This window comes from Microvirga rosea (assembly GCF_020595095.1).
Taxonomy (GTDB): domain Bacteria; phylum Pseudomonadota; class Alphaproteobacteria; order Rhizobiales; family Beijerinckiaceae; genus Microvirga; species Microvirga rosea.
Window position 1 is genome coordinate 1 of record NZ_JAJDOP010000011.1, and the last position, 22,877, is coordinate 22,877.

Below are 22,877 nucleotides of genomic sequence, written 5' to 3' on the forward strand. Positions count from 1 at the left end.
CGGCGAGCGGCAGCAGATGGGCGGTCAGCCCTCTGGCCCGCAGGATGGCCGCGGCCATGATCAAGCCGAGCCACGGCAGGCGGGTGTAGAGGTTGAGATCCAGCCAAGCAGTCCACGCCATGGCTGCAGCGGCCAAGGCCGGTGAGCACTTTGCATTTAACTTTGAGGTTCGTCGCGTTGGGTGTCGAAAAGCGACCTTCTTTGCCCTTCAAGGCGAGATGCCGATCAGGTTTGCTCGCTGCTCTGTGATCCCTGCCTGTGAACGCGGTGCCGGATCCGGCACGCGATCCGATCGACCGTGGCGAGCAAGGGGGCTTGCTGGTGAGAGGTCCGGAGCAAGGCGACCGTGGCGAGCTCTGTCAGGTCCCGTTCCATCGCCATCGCAGCCAGCCGCACGCCCCTGGAAACGCTGTCTCACTTCGAGCGATAAAAGATTGCCATTGATGGTGTTGAGTTCCTCATCTCGCTTTGAGGGACAAGGCGACAATAGAGACGCAATGTTGACCGATTACGCCATTGACGACTCCCCTCTTGGGGTAGTGTGCCGCTCCGAGGCGTGGACAGGACGGGTTGGTGCGTGAAGATTATGAACGCAGTTGGCGGCATCCTGGCTCGCCTTCGCCAACGCGCCTGGCTCGACGAGGGTGGCTCATCTTGACAGGCGACTCCGCGTAGCTCCGAGCCATTCAAGAACCGTGTCGGCTAGAATGTCGGGATTGTGGAGCCCCGTGTCCAGGAAGCGGGTGCGGTCTGGCATGGCTTCCCGTGCTGCCAAGCAACGATCGACCTGGGCCAAGCGCCAGTCTCGGATTTGCTCGTTCCGCGTGTGATCGGGGGACATGGTTTGGCGTTCAATGCGCTGCCGCAGAGTCCTTTCATCGACTGTGAGGAAGACATGAAGGACATCCTCTCCTCGTTGCCTGAGACCACCAAGCAACTCGTCGAGATAATCGGGCCGGACGAGCGTCATGGGCACGATGATGTCCTGGCGATAATGCTTCCGTATCTCAGCCAGCGCCGCGGCGGTCATGCCTCGCCATAACGGCAAGTCTTGATAATCCCCGCTCGGCGCCGGAGGGACGATCGTCTTGACGATGAAACCGATTTCCTCAGGATCGAACAATAGCAGGTCCGGTTTCCGCTCGCGGAGCTTCTGCGCAAGCGCGGTTTTTCCTGCGCCAAACGGGCCATTCAGCCAGATGATCATTCAAGGCCCCTTAGCAGGTGTGCTGATCCGCCGGGCGAACCGCTGCTCAAGATAGCTGACGCCGAATGAGACGATGTCCTGCGCGTCAAGCAAGTAGCAATGTGCGTTGGCCACTTGGCCCTCTCGATGTCTTCCCAATGCGACGTAAGCTCTTGCGATCGTCTCGACCGCATCCATCGCGCCATCGATGGCGAAGCAGTCGAGGATGCCGTTCGAGTCGAAGTCCTCCGCCCGCTCCCAAGCCGTCTCACCGTTCGGACCGAGGATCGGCATTTCGTAGGTCACCCGCCGTTTTCCGGGAATGTCCGCGATGGCTTCAGCGTAATGAAGGACTGTGACGGCGTCGAGCGGGGCACCGAGCAGGAGGACTTTCCCGTTCCGTGTAACGAACCGCTCAAGGGGCGATCCAGGCCCGAATGCTTGGCCGAGCCTGTGCGGCTCGATGAGCTCGTGGGCGAGCGGACCGAGAGCAACCATAGATGCGTCGGGATGGGCGCTTCTCAGCGCTCCCGGCGTGTCAGCAAGGAACTGGTTGAGCAGACCGAAACCACAATAGACGTTCGCAGTATCAGGCCTGAACGGCGGCCAATTGCGACGCGTCTCTGCATCGAGCTGTGCCCCATTAAGGGTCTCGCCATAGGGGGAGCGATCCCAAGAGGCGTAGCCTATCAGGGTGCCGTCTGGGGCCACTGCGTCGCGAAGCGCGCCGACGATAGCCCGCGCTCCACCAATTACTGGACCGATTTTCTTCAGCGATGCATGCACCATCAGCACGTCACCGCCCTGGACGCCAAGGCTGCGAAGCCCGACCGCCATCGTCGTCCTATTCTCCATGGGAGCCCCTAGAACTTCGCCCGCGATATCATAGGACGACTACGAGCCGCACACCATATCCCACTTGCTGTGTGGGGCAGCGGGCGGAAGAAACTGATGCTGATCAAGGCTATTCAGGCCCGCGTGACGAGCTGTTCTTGGCAGGAGCGGTGGGCTGGCGCAGCGATGCCGTGGTGACGGAGTGCTTTACATTGTTGGCCGTGCGGGCCATGCAGCGGATTGCCATCCACGTTTCGTTCACCCCTGGTGCCAGTCGTCCCATGACCGGCAGCCATCTTGCGATGGTCGACGCTCATGAAGACTGGTCAGGTTCGAGGAGCAGCGCCGCGTAATATTATGTCCCGAGTCTCAGCGCGATAGCGTCCCTACACGATCGAGTGTGGTCGCAAATCCCTGCAAGGAGATCGAGAACGGAGCGGCTGCGCCGCTATCGGCCGTCGCCTTGAGCTTGAGCGCCGTTCCGGTGCGAAGGGCAGCCAGAGTCGATGCGTCGAAGGATACAGGAACAAGGCACCCGATGGGCAAGCAGGTGCGGAAGCGCATTGGTGGGATCACGGGTTTCTCGTCTATTTGGTAGCTAACACCGGAATCGAGAGCCAGCCCAAACGGAAGAACGAGCATACCCGAGACGGCATTGCCGCTCGGAGCGCTGAGTTCGATCGCAAGGACGCGCTGTCCATTCTGCTGCGCCTGAGCCTGCGACAGTACGCAGCGCTTCGCTGTGCCCTCATGCGTACAGGCAACGCGCCAGTCCTTGTAGGTCTCGCTGAGCGAGGAAGCCCCTCCCGGTAGGCTTGATGCGTTGGCGCTAGCAGCAATCTGAGACTGAGAGACCTCGAAGCGATGCGGCACCGGACCAGTTTGGCCATCGATAACTGAGGCGGCTAGGCTAGGAGTTGAAATTGCACCCTCCGTGGCCAGCCATATAAATACACCGCTGGCAACAGCACAGGCACTGAGGCAGAAATAGCCAATCAAACGGCGCTTGCGGCTCATCATGCGAACGCTTTCCATTCGTGGTTGGCTGGCCGCCGTTTCGGCGGCTGCTTTTCGGTTCGCCATGTCGAGACGCAGCGCATTCAATTGGGCATCACTGCTATTGCAACTCATGGTCAGTAAGCAAACCCCGACGATATAAAGCTAACTCATCGTCCTGATTGCATCGGCCCTTTTCCGCCGTGTCTTTACCCATCAGGCACAGAACCGTCGTAGCAGGCTTGAGTGGAGGCGGTACCAAGGACGTCTCTGCCAGAGGCAGCAAGCTCCAGCGTTAGCTCAAGTCAGAATTTGACGTTGAAATCGGCCTTTACGGATTGATCAGCCATGCCTGAGCCAAACTGTCCACCATAGGTGATGCCGAGCGTTGCGGCCGGCGTGATTGCAAAGTCGAGCCCGGCTTCGATTACTGCGGCGTCTCGTGCCACTGGCACACCCGCGATGGAGAAGCCGTTACCGCCGCCGGCAAAGCGCATCGTCGCGAGCGGTTCCGAGTCTCCGAAGGCGTGCCGCCAGCCGATCATTCCTTTCGCCGTTAAGGGCGCGCCATTGACCTCGAAGCCGGCTGAGGCACGCAGGCCAAGCGTTGTGAAGGTCGCATCTGTTGTCGCACTTCGGCTCGTCAGGGCCGCTGCATCTCTCTGCTCAGCAAAGCCGTCCGTATGGACGCTGACATAGGCTAGGTTGGCGAAGGGCTCGAACCGGGCACTGCCAGCGCTTAGGCCGTAGGCCAGCTCGCCGAAGATCTGCGCCGTGCCGGCATCGTAGTCTCCCTTCAGGCTATCGCTGAAACCGGGGAAAGAGATATTCCGGGATGTTGAGACGTCATGCCACGTATAGGCTGCGCCGGATCGTAGGGCGAGCTTGTTCCACTGTGAGCCACCATACAAGCCGACATGGTAGCTATCGCTTGAGCCTGACGAGCCGCGGTTCTTCACGTCAAAGTTGGTGCTGCTATAGCCTGCGACCGCACCAAGACGCCATGTCTCGAATACTCCGGCGTCCGCGCCGATAAGAAAGCCGCCGGTTGAACGATTGAGACGTCCAGCGTTGCCATTGCCCTCAGTATGACCCCAGGAGCCGAACCCCTGGCCCCAGATGGCGAAGCGGCCGGTGTTGCCCGAAGTCGTCACCGGCTTACCGTCGACATAGGTCATGACGGCGCCGGAAGCTCCAACGCCATCGAAAGCCGCACGGATGCGATCGGTGACGGCATTACGGACAAACCGGCTGTCCTCGACCATTGCCGTTCGCACCGAAGCATGAATCTCGCCCGATAGCTGGTCGAACGCGCGACGCGCCTGTGTTGCCGAGAGATTCAGCACCGCATTGTAGACTGGATTGCCAAAGCCGAGACCCTCGACACCGCCGCCGGTAGCGATCTGGTTTCGCGTTACGCCGACGTTCTCAAAGCTGGTGACGTTACGGGTCATCGTCAAAAAGACGCTATTGGCGTCATAGCTAAGCGAAGGATCAAGGAACGCGAGGTTCGACGTGACGCCATCAAAGGTGCCGGAGCGACCGTTCTCAGCGGTGAGAATCGTATAGGTCGTGGCCGGGGCATAGTTGCCCATCCCCGCCAGGACCTCGACCGACCCACCATTGATGGTGGCCGTACCCGAAGCGAGGATCCTGTCACCCTGTCCCGCTGCGTCGACCTCGACTTCATAGATCGAACCGGGGTTGAAGAGGACGTTGCCGGCGACATTGAGCGTGCCGATCGAATTGCCTGGTGCAATCGTGCCTGAGACGATCGTGCTTCCCACGGTTCCTGTGCCTTGCAGGCGGCCGGTGGCCCCAAGATCCACCGTACCGCCCAGCTTGCTGTGAACCGCAAGCGTGCCGCTCTCAATCCTCGTCGCGCCTATGAAGCCGCTACTGTCGCCCAATAATGAGAGCGTACCCGCGCCAGACTTGATGAAGCGACCCGAACCGGCGAGCGCACCTGCGAAGCTGGTGTCCTCTGCCTGATTGAGGGTCAGCGTCGCTGTACCGTGTGTCACGGTACCGCCCATGCCGGACAACGACGTCATCGTGAGGTCGAAGCTGTTCAGATCCAAAGCCCCGCCATTCACGGTATACGCAGTGTTTGCGACGAAGGCGCCAGCCCCTCCAGCCCTCAGGGATCCGCCATCGACAATCGTACCACCCGCATAGCTGTTGAGGTTCGTAAGGGTCACATCTCCGTCGATGATACGCACTGTGCCCGAGCCGGATATTGCTCCGTCGAAGGTCGTCACGTCAGACCGATTGAAGGCCAGCACTCCGTTGTTGACGACGTCACCGGTGATGGTTCCCTGAGTGCCGCCGTCTCCGATCTGGAGAGTGCCTTCGCGTATCTCTGTCCCGCCCCAGTATGTGCTGTCGCCGGCGAGGATCAAAGTACCCAGGTCGGTTTTGATCAGGCGCCCGGCGCCGTCTAGTTTATTGGTGATTGTAGCGGTGTAGTCCTTACTTGCCGTGGTTCCGTCGCCGACACGAATGATCGCATCACCAGCGACGAGCTCGAGCATGTCGCCAGTAAGGGTGTAGCCGCTCGTTGCGAATTGCATCCCTGTTGCCTGCACCTGCCCGGTGCCGGTATACACAGTAACCCTGCCGGCCTTGCCGCCGAACACTGCGAAACCGGGACGGGGAGCCATGGGGCCGTTCTCGATGCCATTTGCATCGGTGAAGGCTGGGCCACCGGTTCGCCAGCGACCGTCGCCGCCATCGACCTTGCCGTTGTCCCAGTTCGTTGGGCTATCGCCGTCCCAGAACAATACAGGCCCTCGATCGCCGGCCACGGCGACCAGATTGACCTGACCGGCCATGGCAGTCTGGACGCTCAGGTTCGCGCTACTATAGCCGGTCGGTGCAGCGCCGATTGCCAGTCCATGATTGGCAAGGACTCCACCATAATTGAACAGGCGATAGATTCCAGGACCGAATCCTCCGGCATCATCCACATCGAGCACACCATCGAGTGTCAGGTCGCCTTGAACATTGAAGAGCGCTTGGCTCGAAACCGTCCCGAGGCGTACGAGGACCCTCGTCTCATCGCTCAACGCGAGTGTCGTCATGGTGAGCTGCTGGCTATCGGAACCATAAAGCGTACCGCCATTCATGGTAACAGCACCAATGCGCCCGGTACCGCCTAACACGCCATTGGATACAGTGGCGCGCATGTTTCTGTAGTCTCCGTCGACAAAAGCACTGCCGTTATCGACGTACAGCGAACCACCATAGGCGGCGCTGTTGCCTTCGAATGTCAGAGAGCTCGTTCCCTTCTTGGTGATCGATGAATTCGCTGAGCCTGTCAGCGATCCGTTGAAAGTCGCAGCAACATTTCGACTGCCGGTTTCCAGATTGTAGTCACCTAAATCAAGCACCCCGTTGCCAGAGATATTTCCAATGCGCTGATCGGCGAGCAGCCTGAGCGTGCCGCCTTTGGCGCCACCGGACAGGACTGTATAGTGCGAGCGATCTGAGAACGCGTAGTCAACACCGCCGGTCAAGGTCCCCTCTTCAACCATCGTAGTCCCTGAATAGGTGCTAGCTCCTTTCAGAACGAGTTCGCCGGCGCCCCGCTTGCTCAATCCGGAGCCGGCCTTATCCTCGCCGATGCTGCCGGACTGGACGGCCGAGCCGGCATCCACCGACAGGACGGATCCAGCCACCACAAGGTCGTTGGCGATGGTCACTCCATTCGCGTAACCAAGAAGACCGTTATTGGTCCGGAAGACTCCAGTTCCGAAGGCGTGGTCGTTCTCAGCCAGCACTTGGCCAGAAAGGATCAGCGTGCCCCCGGTGTACGTATTCTCTCCCGCAATGCGAAGGACATTTCCACTGCTGGTAAGGAGAAGCCTTCCATTACCGCTGATTACTCCTGTGAACCTCGTTTCATATGCTGACCCAATCCCCCCCTCGCCATTGATGATCAGGTCGTTAGCTAGCGTGCCGACGCCACCCATAGTCCATAGCCTGGCGCTATTGGTAATCTCGACCGCTCCGGTTCCCAGAGCCGTTGCCGTACCCAATGTGAGCGCCCCATCCGTGATCGTGGTCCCTCCCGAATAGGTGTTTGCACCATACAGATATAGCGAGCCCGTCCCGGTCTTGGTCACATGGTAATCGCCGCTGATAATACCGTCCTGTCGGGCAGTCCCGGCAGCGATACTCAACTCAGTGTCACTCGTCATGGCGACCGGTGTCGTTGCGACCTGACCGTCGGTATAGGTGATCGTTCCCGCCCGGGCGGGCGCGGCCAGTGCAAGCACGGCAAGGGAGGCGCTAGCGAGGAGTGAATGTATCTGCCGAAGACGCGAGACGTTCGTAGTCCTCAATAGATTGAAAGCTCCACCCTGCAATTCCATGCTCCTTGACTATGCCGAACGCCGACAAAGCTTCGCCAGCGTCGGACGCGGGGCGTCCGGCGAATAAACTCATTGTTTTGTGTTGCGCCCCGCTCCTGTCACGAGTGCGAGTGCAAATTCCCGAATCCAGCCGCAAAAGGCCCTCTTGAGGCCACTAAGACAGCTTCGCTCGTGATTTTTGTGAGCTATAGCGATGCCGTTCGTCAGCCCGAAGGGCCAATTAGTTTCAATTTGTGTGCTAATTTCTGAGCTAGAGTGCCCCAGGCTGTCGCGAGCAAGAGGCGGGTCAAGAGACTGACAGATCTCGACAGCAGCTACGTCCGATCAGTAGCTCTCTGATTAGTTGGGAAAAAGACTTGAGCGGCCGACAAAGTGCTTCAGTTCGTTGCGATAATCGGCATATAGCCTATAAGCTACGTTGTTTCGCCACGATTGGACTCAGCCTTATGAAGAACGACGAGGGAGAAAATACTCCACAACGAGCACTCAACGACGTGCTTTTGATTGAAGATCGCGCTCAAGTCGATCTGGACAAGGCGCAGCGTGCGCTGCTCGCCTCAGATGTATCTTGGCTTGAATACCGAGCGGAGTTCCGCCGTCAAATGATCAAGGATGGCTTCCTCAACCACCCTTGGCGCAGCATATTCGAAGCCGACATGATCTTCACTTTGATTGGTCATAAATGGCTGGAAGGCGAAGTACTGACGGTGAAGCAGGTCGCGACTTATTTCGAAGCGTTCACCAGTGAAGTCACCATTACACGGCACATCGATGACATGGTGGCCTCAGGCACGCTCGTCCGTAAGCCAGATTCCAAGGATCGTCGCCGGTTGCTTCTGATGCCGACCCAGCGACTTTTCGAGATCGGGCGCATTTTTCTTGAGGCACGCAAGGAAATCGCCCGTAAGCATGGTTTTGTCTTCGATCCGTTACGAGGCACCGCAGAACAATAGCCCTCAAATTGCAATCGATTCGATTTGATCTTCAAAACTGGCGCCAATAGGCATGACTTTTACTTAACAGCTAGGAAACGGTCATGCTGAAACGCCTCATCGTATGTTCATCCATCCTTACCATGGTCATTCCGATATCCGCGACGATGGCCGACAATGTCGACATGTCCGCTGAGCAAAGAGCAGCAAATATCAAGGCTTACAATGAACGCAAAGCGAAGGGGCTGGTAGATACGCCGCGTGGTGGCCGAGGTGCTCAGAAGCAACAAAAGCCGCAAGGACAGAATGTGCAGCAAGCACAGCGCGACGGACAGCGATGCGACGAAGCGGCGAGGAATGCCCAAGCAACGGCGACGGGTGCGGCGGTGCTTTCAAGCGTTATCGGTCTCCTGCCATTTGGCGGATCCGCGTCTGGCGCCGCAAATATCGCTGCCAATGTCGGTGTATCGGCCGCAGGTGAAATCGCACGCCAGCAATCTGCGACAAAAATGCAGGAAGAGTGCATGTGAGTCCAGCGTTATCTCGCTGGAATCCTGGCTATCTAAGCCTGCCACGGGTTCATTTTGTAGTCTGGTCGACCATCACGACTGGCTGGACGCCAATCCCTTCAATGGTACGACAATGTCGAAACACTGCCATTCTGCGCTCATCCAAGCCGACATCCCGGCGCCGCGATTCAGCGCCATACTTGGCCACTATTTCCCTGGTCGCCTCATCAGTCCGGAGGAATCGACCATTATGGGTTGAGAACAAGAACTGCTCCTAAAAACACGCTGAGCCAGAATCTTCCCCTCCCCTCCTGACGAGCCAAGACCGGCCAGTTCGCTCGGACGGTCCCGGCAACGCTATCCAAAACGTTGCGCGTGGTTAGTCCGGGCGACAGCCGTACCGAGCAGGCTCATGCCGCATCTTTGCTCAAAGCCGCGAGAACGACCGGCAAAAAGTTCGGAATGAATGACGCCACATCGAAAGCTTCTAAGTCTGGAATAACGTCAGGCACTACTCGGAATTCCAGACGACGTCCGTAACTGATCTCTTGAGAAGACGCCTACTTTGCAGCCTTACGAAACCTCGCGGGGTCTGGGATTCCGAACTCTCCCCCCTTCGCGTCAAAGGCCTCATCGTAGCTTGCTCCAAACTCCGTCTGGGAACCGGCGAAGTACGCTTTACCTGTTCTCGCGAAGAGCGGGTTGCTGGGCGCCACCTTGACGAGCAGCACCTTCACCGCCCGCACTTGAGCAAGCAAACCGACTGCATGCATGACTTCAACCGCAAGCTTGGTTTTGAGATCAGCGATGATGCTTGACAAGCGATCAACTTCTGAATTGGCCCTGCGAATCTCCGCGTGAGCTTGCCGAATTTTTGCTTCTGCAGCATCTGTCATAATGATGAGAGCCTGAGTGGCTCCAAGTGTGTTCCCTAGCCTTTCGAAGGGAACTGTCGCAAAGCCAGCAGTAACTCGGTCCGGTTTATGCCTTCGGCGCGCTCCGGAGGCGTACAATATTCAAGGGCCGTCACTTCGATCGCTCGGTGATCCTGCTCTGTGTCCGGTGGTATCTCGCTTATGGCTTGAGCACTCGAAATCTCGAAGAGATGATGGCTGAGTGCGGGATCTCTGTCGATCACGCGACCATTCCCAGATGGGTCATCCGGTACACAGCACAGCTCCTCGAGCGGTTCGATCGGCGCAAGGGTTCCGTCGGCCGCAAATGGCATGTCGATGAGACGTATATCAAAGTCTGCAGGCGTTGGATGTATCTCTACCGGGCCATCGACAGCACCGGCGGCACAGTCGAGTTCTGGTTCAGTGAGCGGCGCAACCTCACAGCGGCCAAGCAGTTTCTGTGCAAGGCACTCAAGCGGCACGGCCGACACGATAGGATCGTGATTGACAGCAGCCGGACCAACCGAGAAGCGATTCTACTATGTGATATTGCGGACCGACTTCAGGATTGGTCGAGACGCGAGCTGAAGCCAATCCGGATGTGGAAAAGCGCTTATCTCAATCACCGGATCGAGCAGGATCATCGCGCAATTCGGCGGCGGATCCGACCGCTGCTCGGGTTCAAGGCAATCACCACCGCCCATGTGATCGTTGGCGGGATCGAGATGATCCACATGATGCGCAAACAACAGGCGAAGTATGCCTGCAATCAGCAGCTATCGCTTGCGGAGCAGTTCGAGCTACTCGCAGACTGAATGCGCTACAGAGTAATTGTCATATTATTGCCCTCTCTCCAGGTTTGCGACACGACCGCTTGGATGTTGTGCATCCCCGTCAGTCGGCTTTTCCAGAGGTGTCTCCCAAGCCCCGATCCTGCTGCCAGACTGGGTCCGGTGTGGACCAGAGGCGCTCATCGCGCATGCCTTGCGCCAATGCCTTCGCCTGGATGGCCAGAAAGCGTTCGCCTTTCTCCGGTGTCGCAGGACGTGGGTCGCCCCAAGTGCCAGTCACAGGAGCCCGCTCCGAGAACGAATAGAAGCGGGAGAAGCCATGAGGTGCTTCAACACGCTTTGGAGCCTGCTGCACGGCCTCGTCAAATTTGTCCGTACGCACGATGTCGCCGGCAATCGCCATCATCACTGAGGTTTCGCCCTCACAGGCATGCCGCGGTGTCTCGGATTCGGCGACTGCCGCGATCTCGTCGGGCGCGAGCATCCATGGTGTGGTCGCGACAATCGGCATGGCATACGTCACTGCCAACTCCCGTACGGCAACCGCCAATGGGTCAATGTTGCCACCGTGGCCGTTGACGATGAGAAGACGCTTGAACCCGAGGGCCTTCAACGAGCGCACGATGCTACGGAGGATGCCGTGGTATGCGTCGTAGTCGAGACTGATCGTGCCGCCGAACGGAAGGTGGTGCTCGCTCATGCCGAGCCAGAGGCCTGGCAGAACGGCCACCGGGATCTCGTCAGCCACCAGCTGTGCCGCACGGATCGCGGCTGCGCTGGCGCTGGCCGTATCAGTGATTACGGGCAGATGAGGCCCATGCTGCTCAAGAGAGCCTACCGGAAGCACTGCCAATGTGTTTGCACGTGCCGCCAGGGCCCTCAGCTCTGGTGCGGTCATCCGGGCCCATTCTACCTCAATCGTCATAGCGTTCCTGCCGTTGTTCTTGATGGTGTCCCGGGCCTAAGCGGCCCAGCGGATTTACGCGAGCTGCCGGCATCCCGGGACTATTTCGAGACATCGCCGGCTCGTGGGAGTTTCGAGCCGCGTCGCGCATGCCCTATCGCTTGAGGGACACTCCATAGAAAGGCTGTCCGCCGAAGAAGTGCATCTTGTAGCCGGAGACCTCTTTGCGAACAGGCGTGAAAGCCTGAGCGTTGGCGAAGAGAAGTGAGGCCGCATCGTCATGGAAGATCTTCTGAACTTCCAGGTAGAGCTTGGTGCGCTCCTCTTGGTTGCTGACGGAGTTCGCCCGAGCCAGTTTGTCCGAGAACTCCTTGTTGCACCAGCGGGCTCGATTGCCTCCAGTGTTGACTGCATCACAGCTCCAGCTCAACGACAGGATTTGGCTCGGATCCGGATAATCCCACGTGCTGCCACTCATGGCGACGTTGTGCTCACCCTGGCGAGTCCGCTTTAGGTACTCGCCCCACTCATACGTCATAATCTCTGCCTGAACACCAACCTTCGCCCAGTCTGCCTGGATCAACTCAGCAGCTCGGCGTCCATTTGGCATATATGCCCTGACCACTGGGATGGCCCACAAGGTTGTCTTGAAACCATTGGGGAATCCAGCCTCGGCGAGAAGCTTCTTGGCCTTCTCAGGATTATACTCGCGTAGTTTGAGTTCGCCACTGTGGCCCCAAAGGGTCGGGGGAATGAGGGCGGCAGTTGGAGTGCCGGTGCCCTGGTACACGGTCTCGACGAGTGCAGGCAGGTTGACCGCATGGATCAGGGCCTCACGCACACGGCGATCGTCAAATGGCTTTTTCTGGTTGTTGAAGGCCAAGTAGCTCATGTCCGCAATCGTACCCGACTGCACATTCAGGTTGGGATCAGCCTTCATTGCAGCGAGATCGCCGGGATTCGGATAGCGTGTGATGTGGCATTCGCCTGCCTTCACCTTTGCGTAGCGAATACTGGGATCAGGCGTAATAACAAAGACGAGATCGCTCACCTGAGCAGTCCGATCAGACAGACCCGCGGCCTCGCCCCAGTATTGTGGGAAGCGCTTGAAGCGTACGGTGGCATCCTTCTGATAGGCAACGAAGCTGAACGGACCCGTTCCAATTGGAACCTGGTTGACCTGATCTGGGGTACCGGCCTTTTGCATAGCATCTGCGTATTCAGCCGAAAGAATGGACATTGGCTCGACGGAAAGCGCACCAAGTAGTGCAGCCTGAGGCTCCTTGAGCACGAACCGTATGGTGTGGTCATCAACCTTTTCGACGGAGTTTAAAAAAGGGGCGACCAGACCTTCATAATACTCGTAGCTCCCCCTTCCTACACCGTGGAAGGGATGGTTCTTGTCGATCATCCGCTGGAACGTGAAGACTACATCATCGGCATTGAACGGGCGAGTTGGTGTAAACGCCCGGTTCGAGTGCCAAACCACACCCGCCCGAAGTTTGAAGGTATACGTGAGGCCATCATCCGAGACGGTCCACGACGCGGCAAGGCCCGGGATGATCTTGGAACCTCCACGCTCGACGCCCACGAGCCTGTCATAGATTTGGGCCGCGACATCGAATGACGTGTTGGCGGTGGAGAACTGCGGATTGAGGAAATCCGGGCTAGCTTCAGTACAGACCACTAGGGTCTCAGCGGAGGCGACGCTCATCATGGCAAGGAGTGCGAAGCTGGCAGCTGACGTGCGACAGAGCATTGTGTTCTCCTGAGTGACAGATCAGGAGTGCGATATTACCTAACCCGAGTTAGACAGCAAGTTTGCTGAAGACCCTGCAAGGGAATCAGTCTGCCGTCGCCAAAAGGTATACCCGGCATATGAAAAGGAATTATGGGAGACTTCTGGCCGGACCCGTCGCAAACATTTTGTTTCAGAGTTTCAGCTACTGAGACCTCGGTCACAGTAGTGGAGCGTGGTGTTCGAGGGCAGGCATTTTGATCGAACTGTGATTCTGCTCTGCGTCCGGTGGTATCTCGCCTACAATCTCAGTTTGCGTAATCTGGAGGCGATGATGGCAGAACGTCGTGTCTGCGTCGATCACGCCACGATCCAAAGGTGGGTCATCCGGTAAATGCCCGAATTTCCGGAGCGGTTCAATCAGCTCAAACGAGCAGTTTCCAGCAAATGGCATGTTGATGAAACCTATATCAAGGTCCGTGGGCAGTGGCGGTGTCTCTACCGCGCCATCGACAGCAACGGTGATACGGTGGAATTCTGCTTCAGCGATCGGCGCAATCTTACGGCTTCCAAACGGTTGCCGCACAGGGCCGTCAAACGGCACGGCCGTCCTGAACGGATCGTCATCGATGGTGGTCAGACTGACAAGGAGGCAACCCTGTCTTGCGATACTGCCGATCGGATCCAGGATAGAATACGACGTGATCTGAAACCCATTCGCATCCGCCAAAGCGCCTACCTCAACAATCGGATTGAGTACGATCAGCGTGCTATCAAGAGGTGCATTCGTCCGATGCTTGGGTTCAAGTCTACGAAGAATGTTCCTGTGATCCTGGGCGGGATTGTGATGGTTCACATGATGAGTAAACAGCAAGGGAAGTATATCGATAATCCGCAGCCATCGCTTGCCGAGCGGATCGAGCTGCTTGCCGCCCAAGTGCGACTGGCCCTTTCGCGTCCCCTCTCCGAATTTGCGACACAACCCATTCCAACACTGGTACCTGGGTATGGCGAACGACAACGACAGGAGCCACAGACAGGCCGCAGGTTACATGCACCGGCATCTTCACGCCGGTTACCAACGCCATTGAGGTTCTTGATACCGAACTGCGCCGGGCCGTGCGGGCGCGGGGCCACTGTCCCACCGACGAGAGCGCGTTCAAGCTGTTACTCCTGGTCTTGAGGCAGACGCAGAAAGAGCGGAAGATGCCGCCGCAGAAACGGGGGCATCGCGAAAGCGCAAGATTTCGTGTTTGATGTGGTCTTCAGGGGGCACCCTTGATAGCGTCCGCGAACTTGCGCATCAGGCGCACCAGTTCATCGATGTCATGCCGATCCCACGTCTCGAAGATGGCACGACCCATCTTGTCGCGTGCTGCGTCAATGAGATCCGTCATCGCTTTCCCCGTCTGAGTCACGACAGCTTCGCGCACCCGCCGGTCCGCAGCACTTCCCCGGCGTTCAACGAGGCCGAGGCTCTCAAGCTTCGCGACTTGGCGGCTGACAGTGGTGTAGTCGCGCCCGACGCCATCGGCTAATTCCACGACGCCGATCGGGCCTCGCCGCTCGATTCCGATGAGCAACGGAAAGAGCGCTCGGTCGAGCCGGATGCCTGCCGCCTGGATCAGAGCCTCGTCGCGATCCGGGCGGTTCATGACGCTGACGATATCGATCAATGCCCCATGCAAAGTCCTGATCTGCGCCGAGATATGTGTATTTTGCACTTTATTTGTTGACGGCATGCCATCCTCCATTTATGTGCATGATACACATATGGAGATAAAAATGACAGAGTATCGTACAGCCGACGTGCTGATTTGCGGGGCCGGCGCGGCGGGCCTCACGCTCGCAATCGATTTGGCGCGACGCGGCATATCCTTCCGCCTGATCGAGAAGATGAACGAACCCTTCCAGGGCTCACGCGGCAAGGGCATCCAACCACGAACGCAGGAGATCTTCGAGGATCTTGGTATCATCGACCGGATCGTAGCCGTCGGGGGCCTGTATCCCTTGCAGCGGCAATATTGCGGGGACGGTAGCTTCTCCGAGTCCGCCGTGGCGCCCCTGGACCCCAGCCCTGCGGAGCCCTATCACATCCCATTAATGGTGCCGCAGTTCCTGACCGAAACCGTCATGCGCGAGCGCCTTGCCGAATTCGGGCATTGTGTCGAGTTCGGCTGCGAGTTGGTCGGTTTCGAGCAGGACGAGGCCGGTGTTACCGTGTGGCTTGGGGGCAAAACCCGCCAAGGGGCCGATTTCACCCGCTGTTTCCGTGCCCGTTATCTCGTGGGTGCGGATGGGGGTCGCAGTTTCGTGCGTCACGCGCTTGGCATCGACTTTCCAGGCAAGACGCTCGGCATCCGGGCCCTGGTGGCGGATGTCGCGCTGACGGGCCTAGGGCGCGATGCATGGCACCGCTTCAACCAGGATTCAATGGAGCGGCAGATCTCGCTGTGTCCGCTCGCCGGAACTGCGCTGTTCCAGCTGCAGGCGCCGATCCCATTCGACGGCGACGTCGACCTCTCGGCCGCAGGGCTTAACGGAATGGTGGCCGATCGCACGGGGCGTGATGACATTTGTATTCAATCCGTATCCTGGGCATCGGCCTACACCATGAACGCGCGTCTCGCCGATTCCTACCGCGCTGGGCGCGTGCTCCTGGCAGGCGATGCCGCGCACATTCATCCGCCGACCGGCGGGCAAGGTCTCAACACGAGCGTACAGGACGCCTACAATCTCGGCTGGAAGCTGGCGGCGGTTCTCCGCGGCGCACCAGATACGCTGCTTGAGACCTACGAGGAGGAGCGTCGCCCGATCGCAGCCAGCGTGCTAGGCCTTTCCACCAAACTGCTCGAGGCTCTCAAGCAGGGCGAGGTGCGGCGGGGCCGCGAAGTCCAGCAGCTCGACCTTGCCTACTCAAAGTCGTCGCTCGCTTTCGAAGCGCCGGAGCGGGTTCACGGCCTGCTCGCAGGTGAGCGTGCGCCCGATGCGCCGATCCGCGGCGCCGGTGGCCAGTCCACCCGTCTCTTCGAGTTGTTCAAGGGGACGCACTGGACCCTGCTCGGCTTCGAGGTCGAGCGCAACGTGGTCGCGCCCCGCGGAGGGCTTCGCATTCACACCATCGGTCCGCGTGGCGACGTCGTCGATGACGGCGGCCATGTCCGGAAGGCTTATGCAGTCTCGCCCGGCGACTGGGTGCTCGTGCGTCCTGATGGCTATGTCGGCGCGATCGTATCGTCGCGCGACATTCAGAGGTTGGAGGACTACTTGCGGTCAGCTGGATTGGTATCCGGTCATCCACTGATTGACCTGACGGTGCCTGCGGAGCGGACTTCGCGGACCTAGTCTCATGCCGCTGGGACCTAGTGGACATAGCCGAGCCTCACAGGGCGTAATCGCTACATAATGTCGAACGTCAGAGAAGATTGCCGTTTTCGTCGAAGAACGGGTAGGGTCCGGGAAAATCGCCTATTGGCACAAGGTGGGTTACGAGCTCACCTGAGTGGACCGGTGAGGACTTGGAGGCTGGTGTCCAGATGTGGAGGTGCATGCCCGGGGGCTCAATTTTGAAGGCAGAGGGTCCCTCAGGAGTGATGTCGAGGGCAACCGCATGAGCGGGGCTTGGACAGATCGTGGCGGGGATGCCTGCGAATAAGGTCAGCGCTGTCCGGTGCACATGGCCGGCTGCTATTATCTTCGTGCGTTGATGCTGTCGAAGGATGATGGCCAACTCGTCCGCATTAAGCAGATTTTGACAGTCCATATGCCGGATGCCGGTCAGAAATGGTGGATGGTGTAAGAACACAAGTGCCGGGCGACCTCGTTGGGAGGCGAGCGACGTATCCAGAAATTCAAGGCTTTCCTTCTCAAGAAAACCGTGAGGCTTACCCGGCACGCTGGAGTCGAGAAGTATGAGGTCGACGTCACGGACTCTGACGAGAGCATTCAACGGCCCATGTGCACTCAGGTAAGAATGATCTGGAAACGACCGCCTCAGCGAATCCCTCTCATCATGGTTGCCCGGGATAACATAGAATGGAATCTGGAGCGGCTTAAGGATATTGCGGAGAAATGCGTATTCCTCGTCGGATCCGACGTCGACGAGATCTCCAGAAATAACGATGGCATCGGGGCGGATAGGATACTCGTTAAGGAAGGCGACGCAAGAGCGGAGATATGCGGCTGTGTCTACCACCCCGTATGCGGCTGCTCCTCCCGGCTTGATGTGAAGATCAGAGATCTGAGCAATGACAGTCGGGACTGAATTTTGATCCATGGAGATAACTTCTGGCAGGTTTAAGGAATAGGCGGCTCGTCTCGTCGACACAGCGCAGCAAGACAAAAAGCCTCTAAGCAGGAAGCAGTCGGACGGAGGATGGTGGAATGACAAGCCCGACCCGATCTCCGATTTCAACCGAGAGTGAGTTTGGAGCATCGATAATGATAGGTGTCGAAGCCGCCTCGCCCACAGAGATGCGCACCCGATCCCCTAAAAAGCTCGTTGACTCGACTCGGCCGATCCAGCTCGACTGCTCAGGGGGGACGACAGAGATGGCTTCGGGTCGCACCATCGCGATAGCTTCCCGGCGAGAGGATGCTTCAGATCCCACCTGAACTCGGCCACCAGGCAATTCCAGGAACCCGTCTTTAAGCGACGCCTCAACGATATTGGCCGCCCCTACAAACTCGGCGACGAAGCGGTTGGCTGGCTGGAAGTAGATTTCATTCGGGCGTCCGATCTGTGCGATGGAGCCGTTGGACATGACAACAATTCGATCTCCAAGAGCCATTGCCTCCTGCTGGTCATGAGTCACGTAGATCGCGGTAATACCGAGGGACCGGAGAAGTCTATCCAGATCGGTTCTCAAACGCTCTCGAAGGGCTGCGTCAAGCGCCGTTAAGGGCTCGTCAAGCAGCAGGACACGAGGCCGGGCGGCAACCGCACGAGCGAGGGCAACCCGCTGGCGTTGCCCACCTGAGAGCTGATCTATGCTGCGATTGGCGAAAGTTTCAAGGCCTGCCATCGCAAGCATTTCGTTGACTCGGATCTTAACGTCGGCCCGTGGGACACCCCGAATCTTCAGCCCGTATCCGACATTCTCGGCTACGGTCATATTGGGGAAAAGCGCATAGGATTGGAACACCATTCCTACATTGCGCTTTTCAATTGGCTGATCTGTCACGTCCTGATCATCAAACAGGATCCGTCCACCCTTGTCAGGGGCAACCAAGCCCGCGATCATTCGGAGCGTCGTTGTCTTGCCACAGCCGGATGGCCCCAGGAGGACGACAGTTTCGCCGCGTGCGATGTTCAGCGTGACCGGTTCAAGGGCCCGTGCGGAAGAACCATAGGTCTTGCTGCAATTTTCGAGGCGAATAGCAGCACCCTCAACGTGCTTCTTCATGACTTGGAACTCCGGGATTGCTTCTGACCCATAATCTGCATCGCGACAAGGAGCGGGACGATCATAACAAAAAAGACGAGTGTGTATGCGCTCGCGATCTCAAGCCTCATAGAGGCATAGCTGTCCGCAAGGCCGACCGGCAGGGTCTTCGTCAGAGGGGTGTGAAGCATCCAGGTGAGGTTGAACTCCCCTAAGGATAGCGTCACGACCATCAACGAGCCCGCGAGGATTCCTGGCCTCACGTTGGGCACGACAACGGTGATGAAGCGCTGCCACCGGGAAGCTCCGAGGCTGGCAGCGCCTTCCTCGAGGGTGCTGACGTCGATCGATCCAAGAACCGCCATGACGGAACGGACCATGAAGGGCATTGTAAAGACGACATGTCCAACAAGAATGAACGCTGAAGATTGCCGGAAGGAACCTGACCCGCCATAGGTTATGATCAGCGCCAGCGCGATAGCGAGGCCGGGAATGGCCAATGGTAACGTGATGACTTCCTCGATCAGCCGAGCGATGCGCCCACCTATGGTGTGGAGGGCGTATGCGGCGGGCACGCCGACGAGAAGCGTACACACAAGCGTTGTGAATGCGAGCACAAGCGAGCGCACGATCGTGTCGGCGTAAAGGTTCCAGACTTCTATGATCCAGCTAGCTGTGAGCCCGGACGAGACCCCTCTGGCATAATTTGTCGTGATGCCTGCTAGCATGGACATGATGGCAGGTAAGATCAGGAAGAGGGCCACGAGGATGGTAAAGCTGAACTGAAGGGTGAAGGATAGTTTACGGGGCATGACTATCACCCTGCTGCCGCGACTGAAGATCCGGCCAGAGAGCGGGCCAGGGCTAACGCGATCCACGTGATCAGACCGAGACCAACTGATAAGCTCGCGGCCATCGCGATATTGGCGTTGAGTGTGAATTCCGTGTAGATCACCATGGCAAGAACATCGATCCTGGCTGCCAACGTGAAGGCTGTGCCGAATGCTCCCATTGCTGTGGCAAAACAGATCGCTCCTGATGCGATGAAGGCTGGGACGAGTGCGGGAAGGACCACGTCCCGATGAACGGCCCACGTTCCTGCGCCGAGCGAACGAGCCGCCTCTTCGAGCTGCGGGTCGAGCTTCTCGATGGAAGCCATAATCGTGAGGATGACACGGGGGATCGAGAAGTAGAGATATCCCAGGAACAAGCCAGCGATCGAGTAGGCGAAAATAACTTTCTGACCTGTCATTGCACGAGAAAGGTCGCCAACAATACCCTGTCGCCCTCCAAGAATGATGATCATAAAGCCTACCACGACGCCAGGAAACGCCAGGGGCAATGTTAGGATTGAAATGAGGATTGCTCGTCCAGGAAACACGTTCCGCTGAAGGAACAGACCCGCGATCGTAGCTACAGCCACGGTCACCAGAGTAGTAGCAACAGAAAGGACGAGCGTGGCAATAAGGCTTTGTCTGTAGCGAGGTTCTGTCACGATCGCGCTATATGCGGAGAGGCCGGATGGGCTGTTCGCACCCACGATCAGCAGCTGAAAGACCGGAAGGACAAAGAACAATCCAACGGTGATCAGGAGCGGGAGCAAACACAGGCCCACGAAAGAGGTCCGTGACATTCTAGAGCTTCCGGTTTTAGAGAGATGGATACGTCAGGATGTGGTGTGCCGTCGTTTCACAACGGCACACCAGAGGCGGCCTATCTTACGGCGTCGAGATATCGATCAGAGAAGCTTTTTTGAACGGCTTCCATTTTGCCGTAGTCTACTGGCTTAGCCCTGGAATACTCGGAATCCGGCAGGTAGCGGGATTTGACCTCGGAGGGCAAGGGGACGTTACGCACAGGCCTCAGGTACGCGTTGGCCCAAATTGTCTGTCCTTTGTCAGAGAGCAAGAAGTCGATGATCTTTTTGGCGTTATTTTCATGTGGGGCATTTTTGACCAGGCTGACCACATAAGGCACGGTGACAGTACCCTCGCAAGGGATCACGAATTCGAAATTGCCACTCTCGGTATACTTGGCCCGGTACGCGTTGAAGTCGTAGTCGAGCAAGATCGGTATCTCACCGGATACAACGCGGGCATACGATGTTTGTTTGGGAACTATCGGGTCGTTCTCAAGAAGCTTTTTGAAATAGCCGATGGCAGGATCGAAGTTGTCTAAACTTCCACCGAGCGCTTGGTTGATGGCGACTGCGCCAACATAACCGACGAAGGCGGTCGCTGGGTCAAGATACGCGACCATTCCCTTATACTCAGGCTTCTGCAGATCAGCCCAGCATGCTGGGACAGGGGCGCCTCCAAGGGCATCCTTGTTAACGAATAACCCGAACGTGCCTGAGTGGATCGACACCCAATGGCCCTCGGGGTCCTTTAGGCCGGCATCAATGTCGTCAAAGCCCTTCGGCTTGTAAGCCTGGGTGACGCCATCGGACTTGGCCTTGATGCCGAACGTCACACCAAAGTAGCCAAAGTCCGCCACAGGATTCGCTTTTTCAGCAATCAATTGGGACAATGCCTGACCAGAGTTCTTGTTATCGAGCGGCACGTCTAAGCCGAGGTCGGACTTGATGGTCTTAAGCATGTTGCCCCAGTCGGCCCATTGCGGCGGACAGTTGTAGCAAATTGCGTCGGCAGCTTTAGCCGAGCTTATCACGGATAGGCCTAACAGGAGTGTTGTCGAAAGGGCAGCTAACTTAAAGTTCATCGGATTTCCTTCCTGCTTTGTTGTTGTTCATCGACGTGGCAATCGATCTTTTTGGAACTGCGAGGGTGCCGCCAAGCCGGAGTGCGTGGGGCAGATAGGCCGGTGCAGAGATCATTCGTCCAGCCAATTGCTCAGAAAGGAGGCGCATAGCCTCGAAGCCCATATCCCATGTGGGTTGGGCGACGGTCGCGAGAGGCGGAGACAGCATGGCACCTAGGCCGATCCCGTCGAAACCAGCAACGGAAACGTCATTAGGAACTGTGAGACCTAGGTCGCGAAGCGTTGCCATGGCAGTAAGGGCAAGAATGTCCGTCGAGCAGAGGAGAGCTGTGGGCGGATCGGGCTGAGTGAATAGCTCCGCTATGACAGCACTTGTGTCCCCGCCTTCAAAATGGACTTCCAGAGGCGGAAGAACCGGGAGAGCGGCAGCTTCAAGTGCCGTCGTATATCCACAGTAGCGCAGCCGCGAACGATCCGATGAAGCGAAGTGGGCGGCGACAAAAGCGATGCGGCGATGCCCAGCCGATATGACGGCCTCGGTCAGTTCTCGCGCCGAGCCTTCATTATCGACACTGATTGCAGGACCATTCGAGCCAACCGCATCATTGAAGAGCAGGACAAACGGGCAACCCGCGCTCTCGATGAGGTCCAGGGCAGCTGATGACACTCCATTGCACAGAGTCAGTATAAGGCCCGAGACATTGTGGCCTAGAAGGTTAGCGACAGCCTCTTTTTCAATGTCTGGATCGTAGTCACTTGTCGCTAGGATGATGCTGCGCCCTGCACTTCGGGCTTGAGCTTGGATACCAGCAACCGACGACGCGAACACGGGATTGGTGAGACTCGGGACAAGGACCCCAACGGTTTGAGTTAGCCGGCGTTTGAGACTGCGGCCAATCTCGCTTGGTCGAAAACCCATCTCGTCGATAGCCTGAGCAATCCGAGCGCGAGTGCCCTCCGCGATGACTGTAGAACCGTTCAGGAACCGACTCACGGTCGATTTCGAGCACCCGGCACGATTAGCGACATCAATGATCGTAGCAGCCATCTGGCAATCCACTGGGAACGTTCCCACTGTTTATGGGAACGTTCCCAATAATGCATATAGGCCATTCGTATAATTAGGACTCAGAACAAGAACTGTTCCGGCCTCATCCTGCAGGGCTATCATAGCTCTTTCATTGGAGTCTCGCCCCTCAGCAGAAGAGTGCCTGCAATCCTGTGTTGAGGCACCAAAGTGGAATTCCTTGCCAAGGAAGCGATTGAGTTAATGCGTGACATCCATGATGAAGATCAGCTTCGGGATATAAACGTCCCAGCCAAGGAGTGAGGTTTCCGCCGCTCTGACGGCAGATAGTATAGCTCCAGCCGCGCGCCTGAGCGCTGCGCGGCCGGAGCTATCCGACTGGGAGAGTCGATGAAGGGCTGGTACGCAACACGCCCTGCCCGCACCTTGCTTCTTAAAGGTGAATATTCCGTAGATCCATGTTTTCACGAGAGAGGGACCGGAACAAGAGCTGTGCCCTTTGGGGCGCTAACAGAGTACGGAGCAGGAACGTGAGCCCAGAAGTAGACCCGTGGGCTTCGCGAAAAGCTTCATCGACCGGGCG

Annotated in this window: 19 protein-coding genes and 3 pseudogenes; 7 read left to right on the plus strand and 15 right to left on the minus strand. The window is 57.9% G+C overall.

Going from position 1 to position 22,877, the window contains the following annotated elements:
• The 3 genes and pseudogenes from LJD17_RS19895 to aac(3) all read right to left on the minus strand — a co-directional run.
• Positions 1 to 139, minus strand: a pseudogene (locus tag LJD17_RS19895) (DUF1612 domain-containing protein); the annotation flags it as partial.
• A 510-nt stretch (positions 140 to 649) separates the two neighbouring features.
• Entirely contained in the window at positions 650 to 1,207 is a 558-nt protein-coding gene (locus LJD17_RS19900; RefSeq protein WP_227385952.1) for an AAA family ATPase, read from the minus strand.
• Complete coding sequence (aac(3), locus tag LJD17_RS19905; RefSeq protein ID WP_227385953.1) at positions 1,208 to 2,041, minus strand: aminoglycoside 3-N-acetyltransferase; 834 nt, start codon at positions 2,039 to 2,041, stop codon at positions 1,208 to 1,210.
• A 137-nt stretch (positions 2,042 to 2,178) separates the two neighbouring features.
• Here aac(3) and LJD17_RS19910 point away from each other — a divergent pair, with 137 nt between their 5' ends.
• Positions 2,179 to 2,373: a hypothetical protein gene (locus tag LJD17_RS19910; RefSeq protein ID WP_227385954.1), complete on the plus strand. Its 195-nt coding sequence runs from the start codon at positions 2,179 to 2,181 to the stop codon at positions 2,371 to 2,373.
• Between the two features lie 16 nt (positions 2,374 to 2,389).
• Here the strand turns inward: LJD17_RS19910 and LJD17_RS24410 are convergent, their stop codons facing one another.
• Positions 2,390 to 2,746 (minus strand): invasion associated locus B family protein, encoded by a 357-nt coding sequence (locus LJD17_RS24410; protein ID WP_406600856.1) that lies wholly within the window; start codon positions 2,744 to 2,746, stop codon positions 2,390 to 2,392.
• Between the two features lie 575 nt (positions 2,747 to 3,321).
• Entirely contained in the window at positions 3,322 to 7,296 is a 3,975-nt protein-coding gene (locus LJD17_RS19920; RefSeq protein WP_227385956.1) for an autotransporter outer membrane beta-barrel domain-containing protein, read from the minus strand.
• Between the two features lie 542 nt (positions 7,297 to 7,838).
• On the opposite strand from LJD17_RS19920, the gene LJD17_RS19925 reads away from it, so the two are divergent.
• Both LJD17_RS19925 and LJD17_RS19930 read left to right on the plus strand, forming a co-directional pair.
• Complete coding sequence (locus tag LJD17_RS19925) at positions 7,839 to 8,345, plus strand: helix-turn-helix domain-containing protein (RefSeq protein ID WP_227385957.1); 507 nt, start codon at positions 7,839 to 7,841, stop codon at positions 8,343 to 8,345.
• An 83-nt stretch (positions 8,346 to 8,428) separates the two neighbouring features.
• Positions 8,429 to 8,854, plus strand: a complete 426-nt coding sequence (locus tag LJD17_RS19930; RefSeq protein WP_227385958.1) for a hypothetical protein — start codon at positions 8,429 to 8,431, stop codon at positions 8,852 to 8,854.
• A 539-nt stretch (positions 8,855 to 9,393) separates the two neighbouring features.
• Here the strand turns inward: LJD17_RS19930 and LJD17_RS19935 are convergent.
• Positions 9,394 to 9,729: a hypothetical protein gene (locus LJD17_RS19935; protein WP_227385959.1), complete on the minus strand. Its 336-nt coding sequence runs from the start codon at positions 9,727 to 9,729 to the stop codon at positions 9,394 to 9,396.
• A 116-nt stretch (positions 9,730 to 9,845) separates the two neighbouring features.
• On the opposite strand from LJD17_RS19935, the gene LJD17_RS19940 reads away from it, so the two are divergent.
• Complete coding sequence (locus tag LJD17_RS19940) at positions 9,846 to 10,544, plus strand: IS6 family transposase (protein WP_227386018.1); 699 nt, start codon at positions 9,846 to 9,848, stop codon at positions 10,542 to 10,544.
• A gap of 79 nt (positions 10,545 to 10,623) precedes the next feature.
• Here the strand turns inward: LJD17_RS19940 and LJD17_RS19945 are convergent, their stop codons facing one another.
• Positions 10,624 to 11,418 carry a creatininase family protein gene (locus LJD17_RS19945; protein WP_319799707.1) on the minus strand — a complete coding sequence of 265 codons (795 nt, stop codon included), beginning with the start codon at positions 11,416 to 11,418 and terminating at the stop codon, positions 10,624 to 10,626.
• Between the two features lie 160 nt (positions 11,419 to 11,578).
• The gene (locus LJD17_RS19950; protein ID WP_227385961.1) at positions 11,579 to 13,183 is read right to left on the minus strand and encodes an ABC transporter substrate-binding protein; all 1,605 of its coding nucleotides are present in this window, start codon (positions 13,181 to 13,183) and stop codon (positions 11,579 to 11,581) included.
• A 217-nt stretch (positions 13,184 to 13,400) separates the two neighbouring features.
• Here LJD17_RS19950 and LJD17_RS19955 point away from each other — a divergent pair.
• Together LJD17_RS19955 and LJD17_RS19960 are read left to right on the plus strand one after the other, a co-directional pair.
• Positions 13,401 to 14,096, plus strand: a pseudogene (locus tag LJD17_RS19955) (IS6 family transposase); the annotation flags it as partial.
• 143 nt (positions 14,097 to 14,239) lie between these two features.
• Positions 14,240 to 14,383: pseudogene (locus LJD17_RS19960) on the plus strand (transposase); the annotation flags it as partial.
• Between the two features lie 44 nt (positions 14,384 to 14,427).
• Here LJD17_RS19960 and LJD17_RS19965 read toward each other — a convergent pair.
• Positions 14,428 to 14,904 carry a MarR family winged helix-turn-helix transcriptional regulator gene (locus LJD17_RS19965; RefSeq protein WP_227385962.1) on the minus strand — a complete coding sequence of 159 codons (477 nt, stop codon included), beginning with the start codon at positions 14,902 to 14,904 and terminating at the stop codon, positions 14,428 to 14,430.
• Between the two features lie 43 nt (positions 14,905 to 14,947).
• On the opposite strand from LJD17_RS19965, the gene LJD17_RS19970 reads away from it, so the two are divergent.
• Positions 14,948 to 16,507 carry an FAD-dependent oxidoreductase gene (locus LJD17_RS19970; RefSeq protein WP_227385963.1) on the plus strand — a complete coding sequence of 520 codons (1,560 nt, stop codon included), beginning with the start codon at positions 14,948 to 14,950 and terminating at the stop codon, positions 16,505 to 16,507.
• Positions 16,508 to 16,577: 70 nt separating this feature from the next.
• Here LJD17_RS19970 and LJD17_RS19975 read toward each other — a convergent pair whose 3' ends face one another.
• From LJD17_RS19975 to LJD17_RS20005, 6 genes are all read right to left on the minus strand, one after another.
• Positions 16,578 to 17,438, minus strand: coding sequence for a phosphodiesterase (locus LJD17_RS19975; protein WP_227385964.1), 861 nt, complete (start codon positions 17,436 to 17,438; stop codon positions 16,578 to 16,580).
• 73 nt (positions 17,439 to 17,511) lie between these two features.
• A complete protein-coding gene (locus tag LJD17_RS24415) occupies positions 17,512 to 18,567 on the minus strand; it encodes an ABC transporter ATP-binding protein (RefSeq protein WP_406600854.1) in 1,056 nt (351 codons plus the stop codon).
• Positions 18,564 to 19,358, minus strand: a complete 795-nt coding sequence (locus LJD17_RS19990) for an ABC transporter permease (RefSeq protein WP_227385965.1) — start codon at positions 19,356 to 19,358, stop codon at positions 18,564 to 18,566. Before LJD17_RS19990 ends, LJD17_RS24415 begins: the two co-directional genes overlap by 4 nt.
• Before the next feature lie 5 nt (positions 19,359 to 19,363).
• Complete coding sequence (locus LJD17_RS19995) at positions 19,364 to 20,179, minus strand: ABC transporter permease (RefSeq protein ID WP_227385966.1); 816 nt, start codon at positions 20,177 to 20,179, stop codon at positions 19,364 to 19,366.
• Positions 20,180 to 20,259: 80 nt separating this feature from the next.
• Positions 20,260 to 21,267 (minus strand): ABC transporter substrate-binding protein, encoded by a 1,008-nt coding sequence (locus LJD17_RS20000; protein ID WP_227385967.1) that lies wholly within the window; start codon positions 21,265 to 21,267, stop codon positions 20,260 to 20,262.
• A complete protein-coding gene (locus LJD17_RS20005) occupies positions 21,257 to 22,315 on the minus strand; it encodes a LacI family DNA-binding transcriptional regulator (RefSeq protein WP_227385968.1) in 1,059 nt (352 codons plus the stop codon). Before LJD17_RS20005 ends, LJD17_RS20000 begins: the two co-directional genes overlap by 11 nt.
• Positions 22,316 to 22,877 lie beyond the last annotated feature (562 nt).

What these genes read in the sequence shown, in the direction of transcription:
- LJD17_RS19900 (WP_227385952.1), bottom strand. Translation starts at nt 1,207, where the DNA reads ATGATCATCTGGCTGAATGGCCCGTTTGGCGCAGGAAAAACCGCGCTT.
- LJD17_RS19925 (WP_227385957.1), top strand. Translation starts at nt 7,839, where the DNA reads ATGAAGAACGACGAGGGAGAAAATACTCCACAACGAGCACTCAACGAC.
- LJD17_RS19930 (WP_227385958.1), top strand. Translation starts at nt 8,429, where the DNA reads ATGCTGAAACGCCTCATCGTATGTTCATCCATCCTTACCATGGTCATT.
- LJD17_RS19935 (WP_227385959.1), bottom strand. Translation starts at nt 9,729, where the DNA reads ATGACAGATGCTGCAGAAGCAAAAATTCGGCAAGCTCACGCGGAGATT.
- LJD17_RS19945 (WP_319799707.1), bottom strand. Translation starts at nt 11,418, where the DNA reads ATGACCGCACCAGAGCTGAGGGCCCTGGCGGCACGTGCAAACACATTG.
- LJD17_RS19950 (WP_227385961.1), bottom strand. Translation starts at nt 13,183, where the DNA reads ATGCTCTGTCGCACGTCAGCTGCCAGCTTCGCACTCCTTGCCATGATG.
- LJD17_RS19965 (WP_227385962.1), bottom strand. Translation starts at nt 14,904, where the DNA reads ATGCCGTCAACAAATAAAGTGCAAAATACACATATCTCGGCGCAGATC.
- LJD17_RS19970 (WP_227385963.1), top strand. Translation starts at nt 14,948, where the DNA reads ATGACAGAGTATCGTACAGCCGACGTGCTGATTTGCGGGGCCGGCGCG.
- LJD17_RS19975 (WP_227385964.1), bottom strand. Translation starts at nt 17,438, where the DNA reads ATGGATCAAAATTCAGTCCCGACTGTCATTGCTCAGATCTCTGATCTT.
- LJD17_RS24415 (WP_406600854.1), bottom strand. Translation starts at nt 18,567, where the DNA reads ATGAAGAAGCACGTTGAGGGTGCTGCTATTCGCCTCGAAAATTGCAGC.
- LJD17_RS19990 (WP_227385965.1), bottom strand. Translation starts at nt 19,358, where the DNA reads ATGCCCCGTAAACTATCCTTCACCCTTCAGTTCAGCTTTACCATCCTC.
- LJD17_RS19995 (WP_227385966.1), bottom strand. Translation starts at nt 20,179, where the DNA reads ATGTCACGGACCTCTTTCGTGGGCCTGTGTTTGCTCCCGCTCCTGATC.
- LJD17_RS20000 (WP_227385967.1), bottom strand. Translation starts at nt 21,267, where the DNA reads ATGAACTTTAAGTTAGCTGCCCTTTCGACAACACTCCTGTTAGGCCTA.
- LJD17_RS20005 (WP_227385968.1), bottom strand. Translation starts at nt 22,315, where the DNA reads ATGGCTGCTACGATCATTGATGTCGCTAATCGTGCCGGGTGCTCGAAA.